The organism is Enterococcus avium (assembly GCF_002891025.1).
Taxonomy (GTDB): Bacteria; Bacillota; Bacilli; order Lactobacillales; family Enterococcaceae; genus Enterococcus_A; species Enterococcus_A avium.
Genome location: NZ_NBSL01000002.1, coordinates 45,408 through 72,260, shown reverse-complemented (window position 1 = coordinate 72,260; position 26,853 = coordinate 45,408). Strand labels below are relative to the sequence as shown.

The 26,853-nt window shown below is 40.0% G+C and carries 24 protein-coding genes; 12 read left to right on the top strand and 12 right to left on the bottom strand.

What is annotated here, in order from left to right; translation table 11 throughout:
* Window positions 1-21 precede the first annotated feature (21 nt).
* Complete coding sequence (locus AUF14_RS00480) at window positions 22-873, bottom strand: glycosyltransferase family 8 protein (protein WP_049221149.1); 852 nt, start codon at window positions 871-873, stop codon at window positions 22-24.
* Window positions 866-1,738, bottom strand: coding sequence for a glycosyltransferase family 8 protein (locus AUF14_RS00475; RefSeq protein WP_102865858.1), 873 nt, complete (start codon window positions 1,736-1,738; stop codon window positions 866-868). The genes AUF14_RS00480 and AUF14_RS00475 overlap by 8 nt, the downstream gene beginning before the upstream one ends.
* 620 nt (window positions 1,739-2,358) lie before the next feature.
* Between AUF14_RS00475 and amaP the strand changes: the two genes are divergently transcribed.
* The 3 genes from amaP to AUF14_RS00460 are packed head-to-tail and all read left to right on the top strand — an operon-like array spanning window position 2,359 to window position 3,689.
* The gene (gene amaP / locus AUF14_RS00470; protein WP_016181067.1) at window positions 2,359-2,928 is read left to right on the top strand and encodes an alkaline shock response membrane anchor protein AmaP; all 570 of its coding nucleotides are present in this window, start codon (window positions 2,359-2,361) and stop codon (window positions 2,926-2,928) included.
* Between the two features lie 11 nt (window positions 2,929-2,939).
* The gene (locus tag AUF14_RS00465) at window positions 2,940-3,128 is read left to right on the top strand and encodes a DUF2273 domain-containing protein (protein ID WP_049221146.1); all 189 of its coding nucleotides are present in this window, start codon (window positions 2,940-2,942) and stop codon (window positions 3,126-3,128) included.
* 12 nt (window positions 3,129-3,140) lie between these two features.
* On the top strand, window positions 3,141-3,689 hold the full coding sequence (locus AUF14_RS00460; RefSeq protein WP_049221144.1) for an Asp23/Gls24 family envelope stress response protein: 549 nt from the start codon (window positions 3,141-3,143) through the stop codon (window positions 3,687-3,689).
* Window positions 3,690-3,929: 240 nt separating this feature from the next.
* On the opposite strand, the gene aspT is transcribed toward AUF14_RS00460, so the two are convergent.
* From aspT to AUF14_RS00445, 3 genes are all read right to left on the bottom strand, one after another.
* Complete coding sequence (aspT, locus tag AUF14_RS00455; protein ID WP_102865857.1) at window positions 3,930-5,597, bottom strand: aspartate-alanine antiporter; 1,668 nt, start codon at window positions 5,595-5,597, stop codon at window positions 3,930-3,932.
* Window positions 5,598-5,609: 12 nt separating this feature from the next.
* Complete coding sequence (locus AUF14_RS00450) at window positions 5,610-7,196, bottom strand: bifunctional aspartate transaminase/aspartate 4-decarboxylase (RefSeq protein ID WP_049221140.1); 1,587 nt, start codon at window positions 7,194-7,196, stop codon at window positions 5,610-5,612.
* A 254-nt stretch (window positions 7,197-7,450) separates the two neighbouring features.
* Window positions 7,451-8,551, bottom strand: coding sequence for a hypothetical protein (locus tag AUF14_RS00445; RefSeq protein ID WP_049221139.1), 1,101 nt, complete (start codon window positions 8,549-8,551; stop codon window positions 7,451-7,453).
* Window positions 8,552-9,412: 861 nt separating this feature from the next.
* On the opposite strand from AUF14_RS00445, the gene AUF14_RS00440 reads away from it, so the two are divergent.
* The 6 genes from AUF14_RS00440 (at window position 9,413) to AUF14_RS00415 (ending at window position 14,571) form a co-directional block, all read left to right on the top strand.
* Window positions 9,413-9,928, top strand: coding sequence for a hypothetical protein (locus AUF14_RS00440; RefSeq protein WP_049221137.1), 516 nt, complete (start codon window positions 9,413-9,415; stop codon window positions 9,926-9,928).
* Window positions 9,929-9,986: 58 nt separating this feature from the next.
* Window positions 9,987-10,658: a response regulator transcription factor gene (locus AUF14_RS00435; RefSeq protein WP_049221135.1), complete on the top strand. Its 672-nt coding sequence runs from the start codon at window positions 9,987-9,989 to the stop codon at window positions 10,656-10,658.
* Entirely contained in the window at window positions 10,646-11,791 is a 1,146-nt protein-coding gene (locus AUF14_RS00430; RefSeq protein ID WP_102865856.1) for a HAMP domain-containing sensor histidine kinase, read from the top strand. Before AUF14_RS00435 ends, AUF14_RS00430 begins: the two co-directional genes overlap by 13 nt.
* Before the next feature lie 87 nt (window positions 11,792-11,878).
* On the top strand, window positions 11,879-12,760 hold the full coding sequence (locus tag AUF14_RS00425; RefSeq protein ID WP_049221130.1) for an ATP-binding cassette domain-containing protein: 882 nt from the start codon (window positions 11,879-11,881) through the stop codon (window positions 12,758-12,760).
* 1 nt (window position 12,761) lies between these two features.
* Complete coding sequence (locus tag AUF14_RS00420) at window positions 12,762-13,967, top strand: hypothetical protein (protein WP_049221128.1); 1,206 nt, start codon at window positions 12,762-12,764, stop codon at window positions 13,965-13,967.
* The gene (locus tag AUF14_RS00415) at window positions 13,951-14,571 is read left to right on the top strand and encodes a hypothetical protein (RefSeq protein WP_049221127.1); all 621 of its coding nucleotides are present in this window, start codon (window positions 13,951-13,953) and stop codon (window positions 14,569-14,571) included. Before AUF14_RS00420 ends, AUF14_RS00415 begins: the two co-directional genes overlap by 17 nt.
* 92 nt (window positions 14,572-14,663) lie before the next feature.
* Here AUF14_RS00415 and AUF14_RS00410 read toward each other — a convergent pair whose 3' ends face one another.
* The 5 genes from AUF14_RS00410 to AUF14_RS00390 form a co-directional block, all read right to left on the bottom strand.
* On the bottom strand, window positions 14,664-15,455 hold the full coding sequence (locus AUF14_RS00410; protein WP_049221125.1) for a sugar phosphate isomerase/epimerase family protein: 792 nt from the start codon (window positions 15,453-15,455) through the stop codon (window positions 14,664-14,666).
* 1 nt (window position 15,456) lies between these two features.
* Complete coding sequence (locus AUF14_RS00405; RefSeq protein WP_049221123.1) at window positions 15,457-16,752, bottom strand: PTS sugar transporter subunit IIC; 1,296 nt, start codon at window positions 16,750-16,752, stop codon at window positions 15,457-15,459.
* A 131-nt stretch (window positions 16,753-16,883) separates the two neighbouring features.
* The gene (locus AUF14_RS00400) at window positions 16,884-18,191 is read right to left on the bottom strand and encodes a PTS sugar transporter subunit IIC (RefSeq protein WP_049221121.1); all 1,308 of its coding nucleotides are present in this window, start codon (window positions 18,189-18,191) and stop codon (window positions 16,884-16,886) included.
* Window positions 18,192-18,245: 54 nt separating this feature from the next.
* Window positions 18,246-20,624 carry a glycoside hydrolase family 9 protein gene (locus AUF14_RS00395; RefSeq protein ID WP_049221119.1) on the bottom strand — a complete coding sequence of 793 codons (2,379 nt, stop codon included), beginning with the start codon at window positions 20,622-20,624 and terminating at the stop codon, window positions 18,246-18,248.
* On the bottom strand, window positions 20,617-21,582 hold the full coding sequence (locus tag AUF14_RS00390) for an ROK family protein (RefSeq protein ID WP_049221117.1): 966 nt from the start codon (window positions 21,580-21,582) through the stop codon (window positions 20,617-20,619). Before AUF14_RS00390 ends, AUF14_RS00395 begins: the two co-directional genes overlap by 8 nt.
* A 180-nt stretch (window positions 21,583-21,762) precedes the next feature.
* On the opposite strand from AUF14_RS00390, the gene AUF14_RS00385 reads away from it, so the two are divergent.
* From AUF14_RS00385 to AUF14_RS00375, 3 genes are read left to right on the top strand one after another with little or no spacing between them, the layout of a single operon-like run.
* A complete protein-coding gene (locus tag AUF14_RS00385) occupies window positions 21,763-22,821 on the top strand; it encodes a LacI family DNA-binding transcriptional regulator (protein WP_049221115.1) in 1,059 nt (352 codons plus the stop codon).
* Window positions 22,822-23,628 (top strand): HAD family hydrolase, encoded by an 807-nt coding sequence (locus AUF14_RS00380; protein ID WP_049221114.1) that lies wholly within the window; start codon window positions 22,822-22,824, stop codon window positions 23,626-23,628.
* Between the two features lie 21 nt (window positions 23,629-23,649).
* Window positions 23,650-24,750 (top strand): SIS domain-containing protein, encoded by a 1,101-nt coding sequence (locus AUF14_RS00375; RefSeq protein ID WP_049221112.1) that lies wholly within the window; start codon window positions 23,650-23,652, stop codon window positions 24,748-24,750.
* Between the two features lie 105 nt (window positions 24,751-24,855).
* Here the strand turns inward: AUF14_RS00375 and AUF14_RS00370 are convergent, their stop codons facing one another.
* Window positions 24,856-25,320, bottom strand: coding sequence for a PTS sugar transporter subunit IIA (locus tag AUF14_RS00370; RefSeq protein WP_049221110.1), 465 nt, complete (start codon window positions 25,318-25,320; stop codon window positions 24,856-24,858).
* Window positions 25,321-25,343: 23 nt separating this feature from the next.
* Window positions 25,344-26,846 carry a PTS transporter subunit EIIC gene (locus tag AUF14_RS00365; RefSeq protein WP_016181080.1) on the bottom strand — a complete coding sequence of 501 codons (1,503 nt, stop codon included), beginning with the start codon at window positions 26,844-26,846 and terminating at the stop codon, window positions 25,344-25,346.
* Window positions 26,847-26,853: the final 7 nt, after the last annotated feature.

Sequence of the window (26,853 nt, the reverse complement as noted above, 5' to 3'; positions counted from 1 at the left end):
GTATCCTCCTCGATAAATTTCTTATTTTTCAAATTCTGTCATTCGTGAATATTTAATATAAAGCTTTCCAGCTGTGACATTCTTCTTCTTTTTGTTCCACGGCTTAATGTGTCCAGTAAAATGAATAATCGCTGGCTGTTGTCGTGTCTCCTCGTATTCTTCTTCGCCTTTTTTCCGAGGATTTACGATTTCACGTTTCAAAATATAGCTTTGGGCATTCCATCTTGAATGCAGCGGAACCCAGCAATCGTGCAAGATCGCATTCAATGCATCCTGATCATGGAAACGTAATTTCTCAGGATTTTCTTCAATAAATTGAAAGACTCTCTCGGTAACATTTTCCTCCAGCCATTTTTTTACGTTAATCAGCATCAAACCAGAATTGAAGTAACGATTTGATTTTGTTTTAATCCCCATCTTTTCTAATCGCTGGTGAAATCCTGCGTCTTCTACGGCAGCTAGAATATGATCCTGCAGGTCTGTTTCCCATAGTTTAGTAATGTCCGTAAGAGCGATCATATCGCAATCCATATATAATACTTTCTCAATATTCTTGTCTCGGAATAGTTCTGGAATTTCAATTCTGAAGTAGGCAGTCGCCGGAATGCGATCGCTAGTTACGACATTTTTGAAAATTGCTTTGTCAATCGTTAAGAACGTCAAAGACCCAAAGTTTTCGAAATTCTCTAAGGTTTCACGCAGCGTTTCTTTACAATCATCTTCGATTGAATCGTCAACGATATAAAAATCAAACGTATATTCTCGATCCTCGCAATTATCTAAAATAGATACCCATAAAGCAGCTAGATGGGGAACAAATTGTGTGTTGCAGCTGGCAACTAAATGCATCTTTTTCTCTTCCTGATTATTCATTGCTAACACCTACTTCATAAGATTTATCTTCAGTAAAGATTTGCATATATTGCTCTTGATAAGGATGATTCTCTAACGTATTCCATGGTTTATCATGCCCTGTAAAATGTACAATTGCCGGTTTATTTCTACCTGATTGATACAAATGATCATAATACTTCGTTGGAGCCGGATGGACATCAAACATCAATGAGGTTTGCATATTCCATTTAGGATGCAATTGTTTCCAGTTATCATGCAAAATAGCATTCAACGCGTCTTGATCGTGGAACACAATGAGCTGTTCTTTCTCCTCAAGGAATTGAATGGTTTTTTCAGTTACATTATTCTTTCTCCATTGATCCAAATCGACCAGCATCACACCTGAATTAAAATAATAGTCATGTGAATCAACTTCTAGTCGAGCAAGAGCTTTTGCTTGACCGGGATCAATCACGGCACCAATGATATGATCGCCCAAATTTTGGTCGTATAATTCAGCCACATCAGTTAAAACAAATGTATCTGAGTCTAAATAAAGCACTTTATTATAAGGAGAATTTTCTAATAATTCTGGCAATGAAATGCGTAAATAGGCAGTTGTATTAATATGATCACTGATCATAAACTCTTCATAAAGCCCTCTATTGACGGTTAAAAATTCGATTGCTGCCTTATCTGAATATGCATCTATTAAAGCCTCCAGCTCATCTTTGCTTTGAGAGGAAAGATTATCATCAATTACAAAGAAGATTCCCCTCCTATCCTTAGAAATAGTATCCATTACTGAACGGATCATTACTTTCAAACAGGGAACATAATTCTCATCAGAGGCTGTAACAATTGGAATATCCATTTCGTTACACATTGTTAAAAGCTTTGTCATTAAAATTCTCTCCTTTTTATTATTTTTAATTAATTTTCGTTGAGACCATCCTAATACGGAAAATCAACAATTTCAAAAAATACGCTCAGCAATTATTCAATATCGTTAAAAAAATAAACAAAAAACACCAAAAAAATGATATAATAATAGACTACAGTTATATAAAAAACAGCTGTTTTTAAAATTGACAAAAACAACTGTAAATAGCATTAAATCAAGAAAATAGACAGATTAAATTATGAACATAATAGATGCTTTTCACTCTTAAAATAGTGACTAAAACGTTACACAAAATTGGAAGAAAAATGTTTTTTTCACTTTTATATCTTTTTTTGATTTTTATGGTGAGCAAAACAATATTCGAAAACATTTTGCATTAATAAATCAAATCTATATACAATTAATTATTATATTTAGTCAAACATAGCGCTCTTTATAATTTTTCCTTTTCTAAGAAAAATTTGAAGCTCTCTCAAAAACAACCGAACCCTTCCTCAAAGACTATATCTCTGTTCCACTCTTTATTATTCTTATTAATAAATAGACGAGCAGGCTTTTTTACAAAGAGTAACTAGCATCTTATGCTTTTAGAGTAAACAAATTAGAAAGGAAGTTTTGTTATGAATAAAGGCCTGAAAGCCATCTTAATCATTATCTTATTGATTCTGCTTTCCATCTTCTTACCAATCATCGCGATTTACTATTTTGTCGCATCAAAATCTTTAGATCTTACTTCTCTGCAACGTCTTGTATTAACAAATGAGTATATTCAAAGCTACTTATTCTGGGCTGCGGTTGTCCTAGCAATCTTAACAGTAGTCATTATGTTGATTATTTTGCTTTATCCAAAACGTGTGTCAACATTCATTTTGAAAGAACAACGAGGAGCTTTGGCTTTAGATAAGCGCGCAATTGAAGGGTATGTTCGAACAAGTTTAAAACAGGAAAACTTCATGGATACACCAAAAGTCAATGTGATTGCGACAAAAAATAAGCTTAAAGTCAATGTGCGAGGACAATTGAAAAAAACATCGGCATTAATTGATAGAACTGATAATTGGGCCAAAGGAATGGAAAAACAAATACACCAATTATTGGGATCTAAAGAGAAGTTCTCGATCAACGTAAAATTTTATTCTTTTGATTCTGATTCGTCTAAAACAGGCGTTGTAGAATCACGAGTGGGTTAGGAGGAAATATGATGAAAGATTTTTTAACTAGAGATAGATTGCCTCTGATTGGCGGCATCTTAGGTTTTATTTTGGCTGTATTGTTCTTTACAGTCGGCTTCTTCAAAACAATTCTATTGATTCTTATTACGATCATCGGAGGAGCGATCGGCATCTACGTGAAGAACAATCATCTCTTAGATAACCATCTAAAGAAATAGGAGGAATAGACAATGGAAAACACAACAACTAAAAGTGGTGCAGACACAAATGTGAACAACCAAAACGTGAAGGGTGACCTCACTTATGAAGACAAAGTGATTCAAAAAATTATCGGAATTGCCTTAGAAAATATTGATGGGCTATTAACAGTAGACGGCGGCTTTTTCTCAAATATGAAAGAGAAGCTGGTAAATACAGATGACATGACCGCTGGTATTTCAACTGAAGTTGGGAAGAAGCAAGTAGCTGTCGATATGGATATCGTTGTAGAATATGGTAAAGATGTAGAAAAGGTCTTTGATCAAATGACAGAATTAATTTCTAAAGAGGTTGAAAGGATGACTCATTTGGAGGTCATTGAAGTCAACGTAAATGTTGTGGATATTAAAACTCGAGAAGAATATGAAGAAGATAGCGAAACCGTTCAAGATAAGGTCAGCAGCGCTGCTCAAACAACTGGAAAATTCGCTGCTAAACAAACCGATCGAGCAAAAAATGCATTAAGCAATCAAAAAGCGAAAACAAGTGATCAATTAAACTCAGAACCCCGTGTTCACTAATTTTTTAAAAAAAGAGCAGCATAAAAACCGTGTAAGTAACCCTTGACCCTAGGTAGGTGGTAACTTCACGGTTTTTATTTTTTTATGCAGACCTTCGCTCATGGGATCGTCTATTTATTTACGTCAAGGTCATTCGTAAAAATCTTGTGTAGCACCAATACGGTGAAAGGCAGTTGAACACCGTTAAACAACCAAACGCCGCTTTTCGTCATGACTATCCATTATTCTGATTTCCATCTATCATCCTAATAAAGCAACAACTAATGGTCCCATTATTGTAAGCAGTACATTTCCAATCGCATAAGCGGGGGTAAAACTAATTGAGAAGACGCTGCTCTGTGTTTCTTCACTGACCGCGTTTAAGGCCGCATTGATTGTTCCAGCTCCTGTCAATGACCCAATGTTATCAATTGCATTCAACTTGAGTACATATTTACTGAAAAACAATGTAATCACATGCGGTAAAATGGAAATTACCGCGCCAATCAATAGGACTTGAACCCCCATTGACCCTAATGCTTTAACGAATTGGCTTCCAGCTTCCAACCCGACAGCCGCAATAAAAAGATTCAATCCGACACTTTTTAAGAACCAACGTGTAGCACTAGGAATATTGCCAAGATAAGCCTTTTTATTTTGGTACCAGCCAAAGAAGATACCGCTAAATAACGCTCCGCCACCAGCACCTAGAGTCAAAGGAATGCCGCCAATCGTCAATACTAAAGTTCCGATCAAGATACCTAAAACAATCCCAATCGACATAAAGGTAACATCTGTTTCAGAACTATTATCAACAGCATAGCCTAAAGTAGGCAGGACTTTTTTGACAGAACGATCAGGTCCCGCAATCGTCAAGCGATCCCCAGGCGTCAAAGTAGAAAGATCCTCGATTTTTTTCCCGTCGCGGGTGGCATCGATTACGACGATATTCTCATCAATCAATGTCGATAATGCATGATGGTTGAACACGTTTGTCAGCATCAGCTCAACGGTTCGCAACGGTATTTTTCGGTAAGCATCATCAAAGACTTCTTTATAGTAAACCCCCGCTTGCATAACTTTCCATAAATCTTCACTGTCTCCAAGAACTGTCAATACCTGACCTTTCTTCAAAACTGTGTGACTGTCAAAAGTCTGGGGTTTATGTTTACTGAATACTTGCTGAACAATGACCTTGTTATGAAAATCTTTTTCGAACCTACTAATCGTCAAATTTTCTTTTGGTGTCTGCAAGATTTGAAAAGATCTTGTGGACATATTGCTTAATAAGGGCGAAACATTGCGATCATCTGAGCCGATGTCCAAGGACTCAACCATTTTTTTCGTTTCATCCTTCAAATTAACTCGTAAAAGTACAGGGGCGATATTCTTTAAAAAGATCGTTACCCCCATCGTTCCAAATACATATGTCACCGCATAGGCAATCGCAACATTAGAAGTCATAGTAGCTTTGGCAGCTGCAGAGATATTTAGTCCGTTGATGGCAGAAGTTGCTGTACCGATCGTTGCTGATTGAGTCAAGGACCCAGCGATAATGCCAGCTGCTTCTCCGGCGTTAAGTTTAAATAGTTTGAAGAGTATTATTGCAACTCCAAATCCCACTACTGAAAAAAAGACCGACTGAACGACTAGCTTCAATCCAGAACTTTTCAAGCTTTGGATGAAGGCTGGTCCAACTTCATAACCAACAACAAAAATAAAGAGATCAAAAAAGACACTTTTAAGAATCGGTGCGATCGTAAATATACCTAATTGCCCGACCAACAACCCCACCAACAAGACACCAACAGTCGAACCTAAGCTAAAAGATTTAATTTTAAATTTGCCGATAAAATAGCCCCCAGCAAGTGCCAGAAAGATACTGATGATCGGATTCGCTATTAAAAAACTGCTAAATTCCTTCCACATCGGTCTTCCTCCTTACTGCTGTAAGAAACTTTGATGGTATTCATCAATTAATTCAAGAATTTGTTTCGCGATAATTTCATAGTCTTCATCAGGAAGATTGGCCTCAGAGACGCGTAGTTCTCCCGGCTGAGAACCGAAGCCCACACCGTCCATCAAAACCACACCATTTTTTTGCGATAAATTATAGAGAAAATCGACTTGTTCAAACTGTTCCATCAGATATTTTTTAAATTCTGAACCATAGATTTTTTCTGCCAACTGATAAATATTGATCAAAGAATAATACTTGCTGTTTTCTTTGCTGGCATTTCCCTCAATATTCAATCCTTTAAACAAATCTTCATAACGACGATTAACAATGGCTTTAGAGGTCTCAATATATACATCTTTTTCTTGTGAAAGTAAATGAGTCAACGAGAAAAGAACCTCCATAATTTGTTGTGGAGTCGACAATCCAGATGTGTGGTAAAGTCCAACTGACCGACTATCTGCTACCATTCGGTCAATAAACTTCATCTTTTCTGGTTCCAGCACATTGATTGAATAGCGTGTCGTCAGCTCAGCTTTCTTTTCTTGTGAAAAATTGCTGATTAAGTGATCAAAAACATTTTCCTTGTTCACAGCGACCACCCCTAAACGCCAGCCCGTTGCTCCAAAAAGCTTCGAATACGAGTATACTAATAGTGTATTGTATGGAACCACACTATAAATCGTCTTGAACTCATCGACAAATGTCCCATAAACATCATCGGTAATAATAATCAGTTCCGGTTTTTCGGCTACAACTTTTTTGATTTCTTCTAACGCCGTATCATCGAAGGCCATTGCTCCAGGATTTGATGGATTTACCGCAAAGAAAGCCTTAATTTCTGGGTCCTTTAGCTTGTCGAGTTCACTAGCTTGAATTTCCCAGTTATGTTCTTCATCAGAACGTAGATCGACTTCGACCATTTCGTAATCATTCAATTCAGGAATTTGTAAATAAGGCGTGAATATCGGTGTATTGATCGCTATTTTATCTCCTTGCTTGATTAATTTATTCTCCTTTAGTGAATTAAAAATATAAACGATTGCCGCAGTTCCACCCTCTGTTGGGAATAAATCAGTTTGTTCAGCTAGTTTTTCACCACGATACAAAGTAGATTCTAAATAAGTGTTGATTACGCGTTCGCTATGTTTCAGAATTCTGCTGGGAACTGGGTAATTATTGCCAATCACACCATCTACCAATTCTTTAACAAATTCATCTTTATCAATTTTTAGCGTATCGTGTGCGTAATTCACTGCATCGATCAAAAATTGATCAATTTCACTTGTTTTAGGTGATAAGAAAGTTTCCAAACGCTCGCGAATTCCTTCAAGTGTAGTATATCCTGCCAAATCGCCTTCCGAAATTGTACGACTGGATTCTTTAGCACCAAATTCAATGATTCGCGCAAATGCTAAACGTGCTTTTGTATTGATCCAATTGGGATTTCCTCTGCCTGCATTGAGAAAAATATTACTTTTTTTGTTGTGCTGAGCTAATTTCAACATTTCGTTGCTGATTTCAAACGCACCTAATTTCTCTAATTGTTGTTCTTCCTCTCTTATACTCATCGTTAATCCCCCTTTGTTATTATAAAAATCTTTTTGATGCTGACAGACTAGCATTTAAGCGCTTAATTGAAAAATAAGTTGCTCAAGAAATCATGTAATAGTCGAATTCGCATAATGGAGTATTAGAAAAAGGCATGCAAAATAGCCTGACACAGCATTTGTCAGGCTACTCTACTGGATTGATTCTTTTCATTTAATTAGACCACAACAAAAACAATAGATGATTATATTGGCAACTTCATCTGATCATTTGATTATTTTCTTCTTTTCCTCATTCTACTTTTCTTTTGCCTGCAGTGATAGTCATTCAACATCTTCTTGGTTGCTTCTATTCCTGGTTTCTTTTTATCTAATAATCCTGTTACTGGCTTCTGATCATCCTTAGGCGGCGACATGAGTGCAGTCATCAGTGAATGATCAGCTTGTTTTGATGTGAGATTCTTCGAGTCATCAGACGGCAGAATTTCTCCTTGCTCCGATTCCCCCTCTGACACAAGTCGCAAATCCGTCAAAGTAGCCTCCTCTGGTAATTGTTCTTTGACAATTTCCAGCAATTCCTCGCTGTTCAGATTCTCCAATTTAATCCCTGCCGGCAACGCAATCTGCTTTTCTTCTAACTCTTCAATCGTTTCTTCATTTGTCGCAGACTGAATAAGATCAGCTAATGTTGATCTAAAAGGCAGCTTCTTTTCTTCGGCTACTTCTAGCTCCTCAAACTCTTCTCCTTTTTTGGGAGCTTTGCTTTTTTTAATCAGTGAGTGGCGGGTACAGTTCATCACATCTGAACTAACTACCTCTACAAAAAGACGAACCCCATCCTTTTCAAAAACAGTTAACAGACTTAAAAGCTCCAAGATTGCCTTAACCTTCTCCTCCGATAGATAGGGATCGGCATCCCGCAGGCTCCAAGCTTGTGTCTTTTTATTTTCTTTTAAAAAGATCGAGGTAAGTTTATATTGCTGATCCTCCAGCTCCTCGATCGGTGTTGTCTTTTCAAATAAAAACTCTTTATAATGACTGATTGCCGTATCATAAGAATGATAGTTTTTCTCATTGTCAAATAAGCGGGTCATTACTTGTTTCCAATCCCCGCCAGAAAAATAGCTTTTAAAGAATGGAGCGAGCGCACGCAGAGTGTCATCAGGTTGTGAGTACAGAAGAATCTGTTGAACAATCGTTGTTAGCATCCCTGAGAAGTCAGTTACCGTCAACGCATTGCGTAATAATAAAGCAAACACAAATTGAAGCACAGTTGCAGCATCTTTTGTTTCTTCGAAATACTCTTCAATTCTTTTTTCAACAGACTCTCTTTTCATACCAAAGATTTGACGACTAGTTATTTCCTTTACTGACATGACACTCTCTCCTCACTATTTTAAAATATATATTTTCAGTTGATAGCAACACTAAACAACTCTTCGAAATTAATATACGTCAAAAATTTAAAAAAATTAATGAGTTATTGAAAAATATCCGATTCAATATTTTTATTTTTAATCATTGAAATGAATGGAAGGCGGTCTGAAGGGATTTTCTTAAAAAAATTGAGTCATTCTTGATTTTTTTAGGCAGGAAGTATACAGCTTCTGTTTATAAGAAATAAGAAATCAGAGGTTTATTTTTGGTGCTAACTTTAAGGCTTATACCTGATTAAGTACAAAATGAATTAAGGAATAAGGGGTGAAAGAGTAATTATCACACCATCCTTGGTTAATCTGGTCCACCCTTTGAAATATATAGAATATCGTTATTTTATCAATAAGAAAAATGTCAGTATTATCCCTTTTAACAACACATTACAAATCTCATTAATGAGATAAAGCACAGGGATAAGTTATTGTTTTACATTTTTAACTATAGGCATACAACTTCAGCATATAGTTACTAAAAAGACGGAGACAGATACTAAAGTAAAATACACCTCCTCCTACCGATCATCCGATCTTAACCTCCTGTAATTTAATGAACCCATTTCAGACTTCACACTCTTTAAGAATCGATAATCGACACTCATAACTGTTTTTAAAAACAGTCACATCACTAAAGAACACCGTACCACCTTTCCAATTCTTCATGTTTCCGTTATATTAAAGTTATCTTATTCCAAAACACTTCTACTAAAATAATAATCTCCTAATAATGATTTGAAAAATGAAGCCAATCATATTTATTGAACGTTCCATGATATCTTTAGCCATTTGAACTGAGGAGGAAGTATGAACTCAACAAATTTCAATGCCATTATCGGCTTACTGCTGTCACTGATTGTTATTGCAATTGCACTTGGTTTGATGTTCCTTTTTTCATTAACCTTTTTTAAAATATTAAAAACGCTTCTTTTGGGTGAAAAAATCTCCTTAGTGCCTTATTCAAAGGTGACAGAGAAAATGTATGAGGAAAGCTTCCTTTTAGCTCATAAAAGGAGCATGATCGTTCGGCTGCTGTTCAAATCTAGACGTTTCAAATCACCTGCCAATCCAAAAGGGATCGTGTCTTGTCTTAATCATAAGCAGTCTTACTATTATCCACGACGATTTCCTAACATGAAACAAACATGGCCGCTGAAATATTTGAAGGACTCCAAAGGGAGAATCCTTTTGGTTCACGCTGGATATAGAACCTTGATTTCTTTAATTACCCTCGTTTTAGTCCTTCTAATTCTGTTATTTTTGCTTTTTTCAGGTATTCAATTTTTATTAGATTGCGGGCAAGAACTTTGGATTAGGTATTAGAACAGAATTCCTAATGTAATTTCGAAATAAATCTATTTTTTTATTCAGGAGGCTCGATATGAAAAAAATACTAATTATTGATGATGAACGAGATCTGCTGGAAACCTTCAGGGATTATTTTCAACTGATGAATTATCTCGTCTACACCGCTGAAAATGGCTACGAAGGACTAAAGCAGCTTCAGTATCAACCAGACATCATTATTTTAGATGTTAATATGCCAGAGATGGACGGCTTTGAGCTCTGTGCAGCCATCCGAGAACAAATTACTTGTCCAATTGTTTTTCTATCTGCGAAAGAAGATGAAGAAAGCCGAATACAAGGGTTGACGATTGGCGGCGATGATTATTTAGTTAAGCCCGTCAGCTTAAAGGAGCTGGGATTGCGAATTGAGGCGCATCTTAGACGAGAAAATCGTAAACAATCCGCACGAAAGATAACATATTTTGACGAGTTGATGATTGACTATGATCAAAAGGTACTTTTCTATCGCAAACAAGAGATTTATTTAACTAAAGTCGAATTTTCAATCGTTGAGCTGTTGTCTAAGCATCCCGGAAGAGCTTTTTCAAAAGAAGAAATCTATCAGTATCTTTGGGACTGGGATAAACTTGGTGATGCCGCAATCATTACGGAGCATATTCGGCGGATACGAAAGAAGCTCTCAGAATACTCAGCGACTGACTATATTCAAACCGTTTGGGGGGTCGGCTATAAATGGATTGGCTAGATGATGTAATTGCTCGGCTGTTTGCTAAAAGGAGCAGCCTTGACCAAAGTCTGCTCCTTTACCTTTTAATTGGCATCTTTGGAATCGTCTGTGCAACACTTATCACCGTCTCCATCTGTGTTAGCTGGGAACGGCTAATACTTATGCCAGAAGAGGAACCTACTTTTTTTTGGAATTATTTGACTTGGGCGCCGCCTAGCACTTCATTACCAACGATTAAGCTGTTGGAAATGGTCCGACAGTCTGCGGTTTTTGTATATAGCTTTTTGGGGATATTTTTTGCAACGAAAATGTTTTACCGCAAACGAATCTTGCAGCCGATTACGATTTTAGAAAAGAGCATCCAGCAGATTGAACAAGGAAATTATCAACAGCCGGTCTACTACAATACCTACGATGAGTTTGAAAAAACCTCTCTTGGGCTGGAGCATCTGCGACTGACATTGCAGACAAACGAGAAAAAACTCAAAGAAATGTATCGTGATCAAAAAAAAGTCAACGCCGCCTTTTCCCATGATCTGCGTACACCATTAGCAACAATCCAAAATAATCTGGAGCTACTAGAAGCCTACTATGAACAAGATTGTCTGAGTCCGGAAGCCTTTGATAAATCCGCGACAAAAATCAAAAACAGTATTATCCGGCTAAGCTCCTTTTCTGAAACGATGCAGCAATTACAGAAGCTAGAAGATCGTCCGCTGTACAAAAAAATGCAACCTTTGAGTCTAATTGAAGAGCATATTCGAGAGATTGATCAACATTATCCGGAAAAAGAGCTGCTGATTACGAAAGACTATCCAAAAATCACTGCGAAATACGATCTTGATCTGATTAACGAAGTAGTGGAGAACTTGCTAAATAACGCTTATCGTTTCGCTAAGCAAACAATCGACATTACCATTGCGCTACAGGAACAGTTAGTCATTATTTATGTTAAGGATGATGGCCCTGGTTTTTCTAAAAAGGAACTGTTAACAGCGACAGAACCCTATTACTCACAAAATAAAAACAGTCATTTTGGACTGAGCTTGACCATTGCCGAAGCGCTGGCTCAAAAACATGGCGGACAATTAAAAATTGCGAATAGTCTTGATAGTGGCGCGATCGTTTCGGCTGTTTTTTTGCTTGATTAATAGAAAAATCGACAATTGTAGAGAATTTATAGAGATTTGATGAGTATCCTTTAAGTAAGGCAACAGAAGAATGAGGAGGGATCACCGATGCAAATCGAAATCAATCATTTGAATCAATACTATGGCAAAAAACAAGTTCTCTACGATATAAACCTGTCTATTTCAACGGGGATGTTCGGCCTGCTTGGTCGAAATGGTGCCGGCAAAACGACTCTGTTAAAAACCCTCGTTACCCTGCTTCCGACAAATGAGGGCGAGATCCGCATGAATGGAATCGACATTCATGATCAGAAAAGAATCCGTTCGATCATCGGCTTTCTTCCGCAGGAATTTTCGATGTACGGCAATATGACTGCTTATCAGGCACTGGATTATTTAGCTGTGCTTTCCGAGTTAGATAAACGAACACGCCAAACACGGATCAACGCTTTGCTGGAGCAGGTGAACCTGACGATCCATAAAAATGTCAAAGTCAAAGCCATGTCTGGCGGTATGAAACGACGTTTAGGAATTGCGCAGGCTTTACTGAACGATCCGAAAATTCTGGTGGTGGATGAGCCGACAGCAGGGTTAGACCCAGAAGAACGGCTACGCTTTAGAAACCTCTTAGCGGAGGTCAGTGAAAACAAAATCGTTTTACTATCGACCCATATCGCTGGAGATATTGAAGCTGCTGCAGAAAATGTCGCGATTTTGGAACAGGGACGAATCATCTTTTCAGATTCAATTGAACAATTACTGTTGAACGCCCAAGGAAAAATCTTTAGCGTTCAGGTTCCGCGAACAGAGTTGAATGCTGCAAAAAAACAAGTTCAAATTATCAGCCTGCAACAAGATGGCAGTACCTCTCACCTGCGCTTCATTGGTAATCCAGATGCCGCAATCATGAGCCATCCGCTGGTGATTGAAGAGCGTCCGACATTAGAGGATGCTTATCTCTACCTTTTATCAATGAAAGGTGGGGATTAGCATGTTACTCAAAAAAGAACTGGGATTAACCTTGAAAAGTTTGACATATTGGTTAGTCGTCCTATTTATCGGCGGATTTCTCTTTACACAACTTGGTTCGGATTTTATTTCCTTGAAGCAACCGGAACCTGGTAAAAACGATTATGGGATTGCTCGAACGACCAATAAAAAGGACATTCAACAGCAAACGATCTTTTCATTGTTGCAGCAATACAACAGTAAAGGCTTTAACACCTATCCTTTTGGTTTCTTAAAAACCGTTACACCGTCAAAATCCGATAAAGCAACGATCAAAGAAATTCTAGAGCGAGCGACTGGAAAGTCAGTCGCGGAATTAAATCAAGCCCAATCGAATCTGGCCATCGAAAATCCGCAAATCGATCAATTTGCTTTGGCAGAAAAATTTGTACTAGCAAAAGACTATACCTATCCTGCCTTCGAAAAGGATATGCGCAAAGTAGAAGAGCTGATTGGTAAAGGGTCGGATTTCTCTAAGAATGTCTATTTGAATCAAACGCGAAGACAATTAAACTATGAAGAAGCCACGAAGAACTTTCAAACAACATTGACTAAAGACCGAGTCTCTGGCGCCTTTGCTCGTATGACCTGTGATTATTTAGGATTGGTGCTGGCTTTGGTTCCAGTCTTTATCGCGGCGACCGTCGTTCTGCGGGATAAACGTGCTCAAAGCCAATTGGTGATTCACTCTAAACGAATTTGTAGCTTTAAATTATACGGCACTCGTTTTTTAGCGACCGTTCTCTTGGTGCTATTGCCAGTTATTCTGTTCAGTCTATTGCCGGCCATTCAATCCGTCTATGTCGCTCAAAAATATCAACATGTTGGAGATTTGCTGCTGTTTTATCAATACATTATCGGCTGGTCCTTACCAACAATCGTAGCGGTTATCGGAATTAGCTTCCTGATCACTACTGTATTTAATGGGTTGGTGAGCGTCATCTTCCAATTAGGCTTTTGGCTCTTATCACTTATGAGCAACGGCCGTAATATCGTTGGCAGCGTTGGGGTCAATCTGATCCCGCGATTTAATACAGTAGGGTCTCGCGAAGTCTTTGAACAGATTTTTTCTGAATTAGTTATCAACCGCGTCCTTTGGTTTGCTCTCGGTTTGATTTGTTTCTTATTAAGCTGCGTGATCTTTGATCGGAAACGGAAAGGACGAATGCACTATGGGAATTCTCGCTAAAGTATCCATCGCTTTCTGGCGATTTCATTTTTACCCAGCAGTTTTTACGGCATTCCTGTTAACGCTGCTCTTTCCCACCTTCTTTGGGGTCGAAAATGCGCCATTTTTGCAAAGTGCGGAGATCTATGAACGCTTCTTTCCCTTGATCGGATTGATCCTGTTTATCCCTCTTTATCTACCTGACAGTTCGGAAGAAACGACATTGCTGATCAAAACCAAACGTTTTTCCTATGTAGGAATCTTGTTTTTACGCTTTCTTCAGATTCTTATTACTTTACTATTAATGACTTGCGGCTGCTTACTGATTTTTGAATTGAGCAACGCAACGATCGAGCTTGATCTCTTTTTCTTTAGCGGCTTGGCTAATGCGCTGTTTATGGGCGGGCTATACGCGATTGGTTTTGTCTTTACTACCCAACCTGTTGCAGGCTTGATTCTGCCTTTGGGCTATTACGTGGCTAGTCTGTTCGCTGGTGAAAAATATTTAAAGATGTTTTATCTCTTTGCTTTGGTAGAGAAAGATACCGATTCTAAATTTGTCCTGCTTTTCAGCGGATTGCTGCTGATAATTATCAGTTTTATGGTTCAGAAAAAAAGAAAATAGATGAGCTAAAAAAGTTGTAAAACATATTTGATAAAATAAAATCGAACGATCATTTTCTATCCTTGAGATAGTAACGACCGTTCGATTTTTATTTAACTATTTACTAAATTGTTAAGATGTCTATGACCAATAGACAGCGCTGTAAAACCATTTTCCCGTTCATTTTCAGGTTCCACTACTAACCACTGCGTACCAGCCTGTTTGCATGATAAATTGATTTTGCACCAATCATTCACATCCTCCGAATCTCCTAGCTTCACATCAAAAGAACCATCTCTTTTCACTGGTTTAGCATGAACTAATCGAGCACGAGCACCTAACTCTGCTATCAATTTTTGTGGGCACTGATTGCCTTTGATACTGCTGCCGGTATCTACTTCGATCCCAACCAGAGAATTCGTATTTTCACGAATAAGCTCAAAAGACGTTTGCTGACCCTCAATTTTTTCATTGAAGTCATAATCATGTGTATGATAGCTCAGTGTGAAACCGTTCCGAGACAAAGCCTCTTGAAGTTGATTCATCTTTTCGATATGAGCTTGCCATGTTGAACGTGTATTTTCAGTTTTCTTATGACCGGATTCCCAAGGACCGCCTAATGCGGAGATAATGATATTTTTGTTTCCAATAATATGATGGTAATCCATAACCTCTTGAAGATGTGCTTGATTGAGATAACGCCATGAGGTTTGTGCTCCGCTTACTTCCAGCTTGTATTTCTGACAAAGCTCTTTAATTTTGAGGGCTGGGTGGAAGAAATTTCCGTAAAGCTCGATTCCTTCGTAACCCATCAGTGCAATTTTTTTTAGCGTTTCATCGGGAGCTTTCTGGAATTCAGGGTAGACAGGAAAGAGTCCCGCTGAAAGCTTAAGCGCTGCTGCCATGTTAATCTTCCTTCACTTTATTTGCCATCAGCACAAACGGTAAATAAACGAACACCCCGACAACAATAATCACGATCTGCAAAATCGAAGCCCGAATGTCGCCTCCTGTTGACAAGTAGCCTGATAAACCAGCAGGCGTAACCCAAGGAACCGTCAAGTAGGTTTTCCCAACCCAGCCAAGACTTGTTGCTGTATAGGCGATCGTACTTGAGACAATCGGAACTAGGACATAGGGGATACCTAGCAATGGATTAAAAATTACGGGCAATCCGAACATTAACGGTTCACTAATGTTAAAGAAGCTTGGGACTGCTCCGATTTTTGCGACTGCCTTTAAATCGGCTTTTTTAGAACCAATCAGTACGGCGATAACTAACGAAACCATTGTAATATAGATATAGCAATCCACATAGGGCTGGGTCACGACGTTAGGAAGAGCCGTGCCATTTGCGTGTGCATCCATATTCTGTTGTAAGGAAGTCAATAAAACTGGACCTGATACTGATCCAAGTACAAAAGGACCATGGATACCAAAGAAAAAGAGCAAACAGGATAAGAAACAATAGAAGGTAATTCCGAAGTAGCTCTGGAAACCACCCACCAAAGGCATTTGAAAAACTTTAGCGACCACATCAGGAATCGAAAGGCCACTTAAATGACGGAGCGATACTTCTAAAATTCCAAAAATAATAGCAACGAACAACCCAGGCGCAAGGCCATTGAATGATTTAGCGATTGCCGGCGGGACACTTTCCGGCATTTTGATCTTTAATTTTTCACTGTTACTAAACAGAATAAACAAACGTACCCCAACTAACGCTGCAAAAATCCCTAAGAACAAGCCTGTTGCGCTGGTGTTCGATTGTGCGAAAACGCCTGTAACCTGTGCCGTTTCTCCTGTAGGTGTATAGGCAGTGACTGTATTGGGATTCAAAATAAAGAAACAGACAAGTGCGATTACTCCTTCTAAGTAGCCCTCTTTACCAAATGATTGGGCTAAGTGCAAACCAATCAGGAACGTGACAACCAACCCTAAAATTCCAATCGTTCCATTATAGATTTGACCGCCGATTTCCCGCAGTGCAACAAAATCTCCCAAGCTTCTGAGCAACCCATTCGTCGGATCCAAGAGTAAATTGTTAATCAAAATAAAGACCGAAGCGATGATCGTAAGCGGTATGGTACTAGCAAATGCATCACGAATCGCAGCGATGTACCGATTGCTTGCAAGCTTGTTCGCATAGTATGCGGCTTTTTCACCAAAAGCGTCTTTGTTAAACCAACCAGTTTTTTCCATTTTTTCTTCTCCTTTATTAAATGATTTTCGGTATAACTGCTCCATTCTCTCAAGCATTCATACCGATGACGGCAATGCATCTATTTTAAGAAAGGAATCCGGATTCTAATTGGCACAGATTCCATTTCTAATTATTTTTCTTCCATCTTATTTGAAATAAGAACGAACGGCATGTAAATGAAGACGCCCACAGCAATAATCACCAACTGTAAAATTGCGGCACGGATATCTCCAGCAGTTGCTAGATATCCTGATAATACAGGCGGCGTGACCCAAGGAATCAAGATATAGGTCGGATTGACTAAATGCAAGCTGGTGGCAACATAAGCCAAAATTGTTGAAACCATCGGCACGATACAAAACGGGATCGCATAGACCGGATTAAAGACGATCGGCAGTCCAAACATAATGGGTTCACTGATATTGAACAAGTTTGAGACACCACCCAATTTTGCGATCATACGTTGATCTTCTCTTTTTGAAAAGATTAATAGCGCAATGACTAAACAGATCATCGTACCGCCGCCGCCCATATAAACATAGGCATCAAGAAATGGCTGAGTCACGATATTCGGAGCAGCAGAACCTGTGTTAATCGCTTCCACATTTTGCTGCAATGATGTTAATAGAATTGGACCAGAAATTGCGCCAAAAACGAATGCTCCGTGAATCCCAAAGATAAAAACAAACGTTGATAAAAAGACATACATTAAAATCCCAGGCAAGGTTTGGAAGCCGCCAACTAATGGTGCTTGTAAAATATTGATGATAATTTCGGGAATCGTCAGACCTGTTGCAGTACGCAAACCTACTTCGACAATTGCAAATAAGCTAATCGTAAGAACCGTCGGAATCAAGCTGTTAAATGATTTAGCAATTGCCGGTGGAACACTATCCGGCATTTTGATCTTCAAGCGATCATTATTCGTTAACTTAACTACTAAAGGAACACTGACTAAAGCTGCTATAATTCCTAAAAGCATCGCAGAAGCACTGGTATATGTTTGAGTTAAAGCCCCAGCTATTTCCAGCCCTTTACCGTTTGTTCCAGTCACATTGATTACGTTAGGTACCAGTACAACGTAAGCAGCTAAGGCAACAATTCCTTCCAATGCACCATCAGCATCATAGGAGCGAGCCAAGCGCAACCCAATTAGAAACGTTACCATTAATCCCAAAATTCCTAGTGTACCATTATAAGCCTGCACACAAATTTCAGAGATCATCGCGCGACCAGGAATTCCTCGTAAAAGCCCCGTCTCTTCTGTCAGTAAAACATTATTTATTAATAAGAAAAATGCTGCAGTAATGGTGATTGGAATGGTACTGGCGAATGCATCACGAATCGCCGCAATAAAACGATTACTCGCAAGTTTATTTGCATATAAAGCAACTTTTTCTCCTAAAGCCTCTTTGTTGAACGTGCCATCTTTCATCATTGGTCTAAAACTCCTTCTTCATGTTATGGAATTAATTTTCAAGACGTCTATTATTTATTCTTCAGTTTTTATCAACTCTGCTACTAACGACAACCATTTACCGGCTATCCCAACCCATACCTCTTTATATGTGGCATTATTAAATTGCGGCCAGTAAGGTTCGTCCTCATTGCCGAAGGTCTGCATCCCAACCGGCATCTCGCCAGTCATTTCTCCGGAAGAAACGGAGTATTGCTGCGGATAGTTGTAGCCTTCACCATAGATCATGGATTGACCGAACGGATTTTTTCCAACCATCCATTGCAACTGCTGATCTGCTTGGTCCAGTAGTGTTTGACGATCAAGCAAACGCCCCATCACTGCAGCGCTTTTACCCATTGAGAGCAAAATACCGTTATTGCCGCGGAAGGAGAACCAAACTGGGAATCGCTTGATGTATAGACCCTCACCGATCTTGATTCCTTGCTTCAGCTGTTCCTGATAGCTTGTCTCTGCCTCGTCATCGACTAATAAATGCTGTCTGTAGAAGCTTTCCTTCTCCTGCCATTCGTCCTCATGGTAAATACCGCTGGCGTACATGGGATAAGGATCGGTAAATCGTCCTAGATAATCCAAATAATCCCCATAGTCATTTGCCTGTTTTAACCATTCAGTCCTTTTTTCATGTTTCGGTGAAGCAGCTAAAACTTCTTCGAAAGCCAAAGCGTAGAGATGCTCTCTGGCTTGATGATTGAAGTGCTGGAAGACTTTATGACTCTCGTCACGATAAAACATGCCTTTAAGCATGGTGCCATCTGACAGTTCAAGACCTGCTTGTTCCTGACAACGAAGCAACTCTTCAAACCATTCAGTCATTTGCTCTTGATACACTGCTTCTCCCGTTAGTTGATGCATGAGCGCTGCTGTCCAAGACATTGTCGCTAAGAAGAGACTCTTCGATGTATTGTAGGTATGTTCCCAGAAAATCGGTTCATGCGTGAAGCCCGTTTTCTTAAAGCCAGCAAGTGCATAGGAATAATCTTCTTTTACTACTTGCAGCAGCTGTGGTCGCAATGCATAGTTTTCGGGTAAGGTTTTAATGATCTTGGCTAACAAACCAGTAATCAAAAAATTATCATAGGGACTGTTATGAATTCTTGGTACCGCGTCGTCCATATTTCCAATACGATTGTCAGTCCAGCGAGTGATTCCCGCGCTAGTCACGCGATCGCCTTCATCCAAGCGGGTCTTTAGAATAAAATCGATGCCCCATTCGCCTTCTTCGATTAAACGCAGATAAAGCTCTTGTTGATCTTTGACTGTTTCCGCAGCTTCAAACAAGCTGCTAGTCACTTCGGCCGTTTGAACCAATTGCTGTGAAAGATCGCCAGCATCGTGCCAGCCACCATTGAAGCTGACCAATGAACCTTTGTATTCGACGGTTAAATCCTCATGACAAGTTCCGTGAATACCATGGACTGGACACCCGCAGCGCTCGCAGAAAATAAAGTTCAAGGACTTCCAAATCGAAGCTGCCTTTAGCATTGAAGTATTCCCGATCTGAAAGCTCGGTGTTTTCGTTTCACCAATTTGTAAATAATACATGCCAGATTCCTTGACAGATGTAAAATCCAATAAGCCGAAGGTGCCGGTTTCTGTTGAGGTCGTTTTAATCTCCGCTTGGAGCACGACCTGATCATCTTTTTTTAGCTCAAAAGTTTTCGCTGTGAAATCTTCACGATTAATAATTGCTGTTTTCGAATAATTCGGATGGTAGCCAATATGAGAAAAGACGATTTCATTTTTCGAGACCTGCCAGCCTTTCGCTGACGTGCTTTGCTGATTCCTTTCTAAAAATAATTTGCTGATGGTATAACTCAATTGCCCCTTTAGATTCATATAAGAACCATTTGCCCCAGTGAAGATGCGGATGCCTGTTACGACATCTCTTGGCAAATTGCTGATATCTAACACATACGTGCGTTGGGCCTGACCCTCCAAGTTAATCACATGGGTGCCTTCACGATTATAAATATCAGGAATTTTGATTTCCCCATCATTTTCTAAAGTAATCGTGATGTTGGGATTGACTGCATTGATGCACTCAGCCGAAATATCCAATTTGATCTGAGTAAACTCCGACCAGTCTTCTCTTGGAATCGGCAGGTACGCACCGACTTCACCAAAATTTACGTAATCGCCATCGTCTGGCGCCCCCTCTGCCCAACTGTCGTAACGCATTGGACTCAGTAACGTCACCGTTTGTTCGGTATGCTTGATTTCGCCGCGACTATTTTTTAGTGGTTGCCAATTTTGAAAACTATCGGTCAACGGCCACCGCGCTGTAATGACTTCTTTTTCTAGCTGTCGCTTCTCGAAGGAACGGCTGCTGTCTAATGGCAGTGGACGATGGATGTAGCCTGTTGCTTTTACATCTTGTATAAAATCACGCATATGTTTTCTTTAAGCCCCTTTCCATAATAAATGCCAAGGTTGCAGCACCTTTTAATGCCACTTCATTTGGGTTCAAGGTGGTTACCCGCATACCTTTTGTCACAAAACGGACGGTTTTGGCATTTAGAAACGTTACCAAATGTTTCAAAAACCAATCGTCATTCATCACGCCGCCACCGAAAACGACGGCTTCAGGATCGCTTACCCGCACCAAATTCATCGTCAAGGCTGCTACAGCCCGCAATGCCTGATCAACTACTTTTCTAGCCAGTGGATCATTGGCTTCATAGGCTGTAATCAACTCTTGAAAAGTAACACGGCGGTCTTCTTTAATCGTTAGCATCGTTTGTGGATAATTCGGAGCAAATTTCAGGGTCTGATTATGCATCCCTAACCCTGAGGCGAATAGCTCCACACAGCCGTTTCTTCCACAGGTGCATTGATCGTCACTGTTCATATCAACAACCATATGGCCGACTTCACCGGCATTGGAATTGCCGCCCTTGATTAATTGATTGTCAGCGACTACTCGTGCTGCGATTCCAGTACCGATATTGATGTAAACAAAATTACCGGTTTCTTGACCGATACCTAAAATACTTTCAGCCAGAGCCGCACTTGAAACATCATTCGTGATCCAGCAGGGTAATTGAAAAGCTTGTGCGATTTCATCAGCTAAGAAAATCGGCTCCGATAAGCCTGGATGAATCTCCAGCCACCGCCCCTGATCTGTATTCACTCTGCCTACTACACAAATTCCGATACCGACTAGATCACCTTGTATAATATGTTGTTGCAAGTAATTTTTGATTGCTAGTTTAATTTTTTCTGTTGCACTGCGTTGATCCATCACTGTTGATAGGTATTTCTCACTTGTGAGAATCTCACCAGCAGGAGTGACTTCACCAACTAAAATCTTGGTTCCGCCTAAATCAACCGCTAAAGCCGTTTGTGTCATTCTGCACCTCGCATCTGGTAACGTTACCAAATTTAAATATTATGTTTCCGTTTTCACAGTCATAATAACCTGTGTATATTCCACCTGTCAATAGTTTTTTTAACATTTAGAAACGTTACCAAAAATATCTTGCATTTTTTTCATTCCTCCCCTAAACTAAATTCTAGGAGGCGCTCTCTCATGAAAAAAAATATTACAATCAAAGAAATTGCTAAAGAAAGCGGTGTGTCTGTTTCGACCGTTTCTCGTGTTTTGAATAACCATCCTTCCGTTTCACCTGCTAAACGGGCCAAGGTCCAAGCGGTGATCGAAAAAGAAGGATTTCAACCAAGTATGTTAGCTCGCGGGATGATCTCTAATAAGACGAAAACCCTTGCAGTTGTCGTTTCGGATATCACTAACCCATACTTTACCTCATTGGTTTCAGAAATCGAACTAGCCAGTGTTGAACAGAATTATTCGCTCTTACTCTTTAATACCATGACTGCTGGCCGTCAAAAAAAAGCGGATAGCAGCTTTGCCGAACGCGATACCTTCAATACAATTTTTGAAAAAAAAGTCGATGGCGTATTGATACTCGGTGGTGAAATTGATCGGGACGAACCAAATCCTGATTATCTTCACACTCTGGAGCAGTTGAACAATCAAGTCCCTGTCCTGATCATTGGACAAAAACAGGCAAACTGCAGCTGTGAATTTATCGAGCGGGATCTGGAAAAGGGAATTTTTCTTTCCGTTCAGCATCTCTTAGCTCTTGGTCATCGAAAAATCGGCTTTATAGGTGGTGAACCGAATGTCAAAATCACGACACAACGGGTTCAAGCCTTTGAAAAGGTTATCTCGCTCTACAGCACCTTTGATCCGTCACTGATTCTTTTGAGTGATTTCTATACAGAGGATGGCTATCACAATATGGAAACCCTTATCCAAAAAGGTGACCTGCCTGATGCAGTCTTAGCGATTAATGATCGTGTGGCATTGGGGGCTTTTCGCGCATTGGCTGATCATGACCTGTCTTGTCCAAAAGACATTGCGATCGCCAGCTGCGATGCTTTTCCTGATGGGGATTATCAAATTCCTAGAATCACGACGATCAATCAGCACAATCAATTTCTGGGCAAACAGGCTGTGAAACGCTTGCTGAAAATGATTAATGAAGAACCGCTGGAAACCTTGGAGACACATTCGCCAGATTTGATCATTCGCGAATCCTGCGGTATTGGAAGGAAAAGAGGATAGATGGAAAAACATTTAATTTTTATGGATATTGATGGCACCCTCGTTGACCGTGATCAGCAGATCTCTCCACGAACGCGATCTGTCGTCACTGAACTTCAGCAAGAAGGACACGAATTTTATGTTGCTACCGGCAGAAAATATTCCTCCGCGTATGAAATGGCTAAAAAATTGACCGACGCCACACAGGTCATCGCTTCAAACGGCAGTGTTTACTCGATCAATGAGACTTTGCATAAGAAACGTTTATCGGATGCTGCTTTGGAATTTATCTATCAAACAATGTCAGTGCATGACTTGCCGATGTTTTTCTTTGGCGAGCATACGATTTTTTACACGCAGCAGCTGCCAAGCTATTTGCAAAAAAATGACCAATCGCGGATTGGCAATAGCGAAGAGGATTTTCTTTTTATTGACTCGCTGGAAACCTTGATGGCCATCAGCCAGCGAATCGTTAACGGGATCGTCATTGCGGATGAACGTGAAGCGGAGCTTGAACAGGTCCGTAAAATTTTGGAAGAGAGTCATTTGCTATCGGTCTCTTCTTCTCATCCCAATAATCTTGAGTTGATTCCCTTAGGCGTTAATAAAGCCACGGCGATTCAAGCCGTGCAAAATAATTTAGTGATCCCGCAGAAAAATATCATCAGCTTTGGCGATGGAATGAACGATCTAGAAATGCTCCAAGCTTCCGGTATAAGTGTCGCGATGGGCAATGCCGTCGCTGAGTTGAAAAAGCACGCGAAGTTCATCACTGATACCAATGTTGAAGATGGTATCGCCAATTTTCTGATTGATTATTTCAGCTAAAACAATTTAGGAGAAAAAATGATGTCAAAACCTACCATGTTGTCATATATTTTAGAAGAACAAGAAACCTTAACCGCAGCGATCAATGCCTACCCTACTAATATCGACGCAGCGATTAACGGACTAAATTTAGATGCCGCAAATTGGCTCGTTTTAGGAACAGGCTCAAGTATCAATGCGGCGAAAAGCGCAAAATACTATATCGAAAAAATGGCAGATGTGAAATTAGCCATTGAAGAGCCCTATAACTTCACGCATTATGAAAAAATCGATCCCCAGCTTCAAGTCGTTTTAGGAATCTCCCAAAGCGGACAAAGTACCTCAACGATTGAAGCGATGGCTAAGATTACGAATCATCATGCCGTGCATACAATGGCGGTCACCAGTATTCCAGATAGTGAAATAACAAAAGTCACGACCTCAACTTTGGATATCCTTTCTGGACGTGAACGTGTGGGCTACGTCACACTAGGCTTTTCTGCAACCGTTTTAGCTTTGATGCTTTTAGGTCTGCGTATCGGCGTGAAAAAAGGCTTGATTACACCTGAAAAAGAAGCCGCTGAACTACAAGAGTTTTTAGATCTGACTAGCCGCTTCAATCATGTGATTGAACAGTCCACTCGCTTCTTTGAGACACATCGCAAGGATTTCCAATTGGCTCCCCGCTTCACCTCGATCGCCTATGGACCAGCGGCGGGAACTGCCAAAGAAATGGAGACAAAATTCTCCGAAACGATTCGCGTCCCTTCACTGGGTGTCGAGCTGGAAGCCTTTATGCACGGGCCTTATCTAGAAATCAATCCAGAGCACCGCTTGTTCTTCATTGAGACTCCGGCAAAACCAGAGATCATTGAAAAAGCTGGGCTGTTAAAGGCATACGAGCAAAGGCATACGGGACATGTCTTTACCATTTCATTACGGACAAGTGCGGCCGAAGATCTGAATACGTTGGCCTTAGGAAATTGCACAGATGAGTTTAAAGCACCCTATCTAGCAATTCTTCCATTCCAAGTCTTTTGCTGGTATATCTCTCGAGAAAAAGGCATTGATATCACGAATCGAATCTTTACCGATTTTTCGCAAGCAGTAAAAAGTAAAACAGCTGTTCAAGATTACGTATAAACTTAACCCCCTATTTGATTTGGCAAACCCCTAAATTTGCCAATCAATTAGACATAAAAGCCGCGCCACTCAAGATTTCTCATAGAGTGGCGCGGCTTTATTTTATTATCCCTTCAGCAACTCCCCATGCTTAACCTGATTTTTATCCAATAAATCAAAACTTTCCCCGCCATTGGTAACCAGCGTTAAAACAACCTCGGCTTTTCCTGCATGCCGAATTTTATCAAAGTCTGCAATCACTAGTAGCGTATTTTCATCTACTACTTGTCCTTCTTGAACATGCACCTCAAAGGGAGAACCGGCTAATTCCACCGTGTCTAAACCAATATGAATCAAGACTTCACTACCTGACTGACTCGTCAAGCCAATTGCGTGCTTGGTTTGAAAAATCGTGGTGACCGTTCCTTTGATTGGTGCATAGATTTTGGATGAAGCCGGTTGAATTCCAAAGCCCTCACCCATCATCTTTTGTGAAAACACGGGATCAGCTACTTCGCTTAACGGAACAAACGTCCCATCCACGGGTGCAAAGAAAGCTTCTGCTTTTTTCTTTTTAAAGCGTTCAAACATTTTCTATTCTCCAATCCTGCGTATTAATCATCGCGTCCTAATAATTGATTGATTTCTTGACTAAACAAGTCGGCTTTTCCGCCAAAGACCGCCTGGATGCCACCTTGAACTTCAAAAACCGCAGTTGCTCCAAGTTTTTTGAATACCGGTTTTTGAACCTTATCGCCTTGTTTTACAGCCACGCGTAAACGCGTTGCACAGGCTGTCACGTTTTCAATATTTTCATCTCCGCCAAGTGCTTCAATGATCTGCCACGCTTGTTCCTTCAAACTCGCCGAACCAGAGTCATCGGCTACTTCAAGCATGTCCTCATCATTTTCCATACCAGGAATCGCAACTTTAAATTTTTTGATACAAAAACTGAAGACAAAGAAATAAATCAATGCCCAAGCGATCCCAAATGGAATCACTTTGATCCAATTGGTCTTATCATTTCCCTGCAGAACACCAAATAGCAAATAATCAATCAAGCCGCCAGAAAACGAATTTCCGATCCTAATATTCAAGATATCGGCAAAATAGAAGGACAATCCGTCTAAGAAGGCATGAATTACGTAGAGCCAAGGAGCAACAAATAAGAACATATACTCAATCGGTTCTGTAATCCCAGTTAAGAAAGACGTCAATGCCCCGCTGAAATACAAACCGCCATTTTTCTTGCGATTTTCTTTTGGAATCGCGCGATACATCGCATAACAAGCAGCTGGCAAGCCAAACATCATCGTTGCGAAACGGCCCGCAAAGAAGCGAGTTCCGTAAGTGAATAAACCCGTATGACTAGAATCTGCAAGTTGCGCGAAGAAAATATTCTGTGCTCCAGAGATCGATTGTCCGGCAACCGTTTCAACCCCGCCTAAAGAAGTGTACCAAAACATCGGGTAAATCGTGTGGTGCAAGCCCACAGCGCCAGTCAAACGCAATAAGAATCCATAAAAGAAGGTTCCGATACTCCCCATTTGCGCTACCTGCTGCCCAATGACCACCATCCCATTTTGAATCGGCGGCCAAATCAGATAGAAAACACAACCAATCGCAATCGCGCTAAAAGAAGAAACAATCGGGATAAAACGAGAACCTCCGAAGAAGCCTAAAAATTGCGGCAGCTCGATTTTACGATAACGATTATGCAGAAACGCCACCGTTCCACCGATCACAATCGAACCAACCACACCAGTATCAATGCTGGCATCTTTAGCAGAAAATAATTCCAATAACCCGCTGATCGTCGCTGTATAAACTAAAAATGCCACACCGCCTGCTAAACCGGCTGTCCCCTTATCTCCTTTAGCCAACCCAACTGCAAGTCCAATCGCAAAAATCAAGGCAAGATTGGCAAACACGGCATTTCCCGCAAAGCTCATGACACTTAAAATCGTTTGCAACCATGGCTGATTCAAAAATGGATAAGCCGCTACCGCACTCTCATTTGTCAGTGCGCCACCTAATCCCAACAACAAACCTGCCGCCGGCAAAATCGCGATTGGCAGCATAAAAGCTCGTCCTAACTGTGAAAACTTTTTAAACATGATTTAT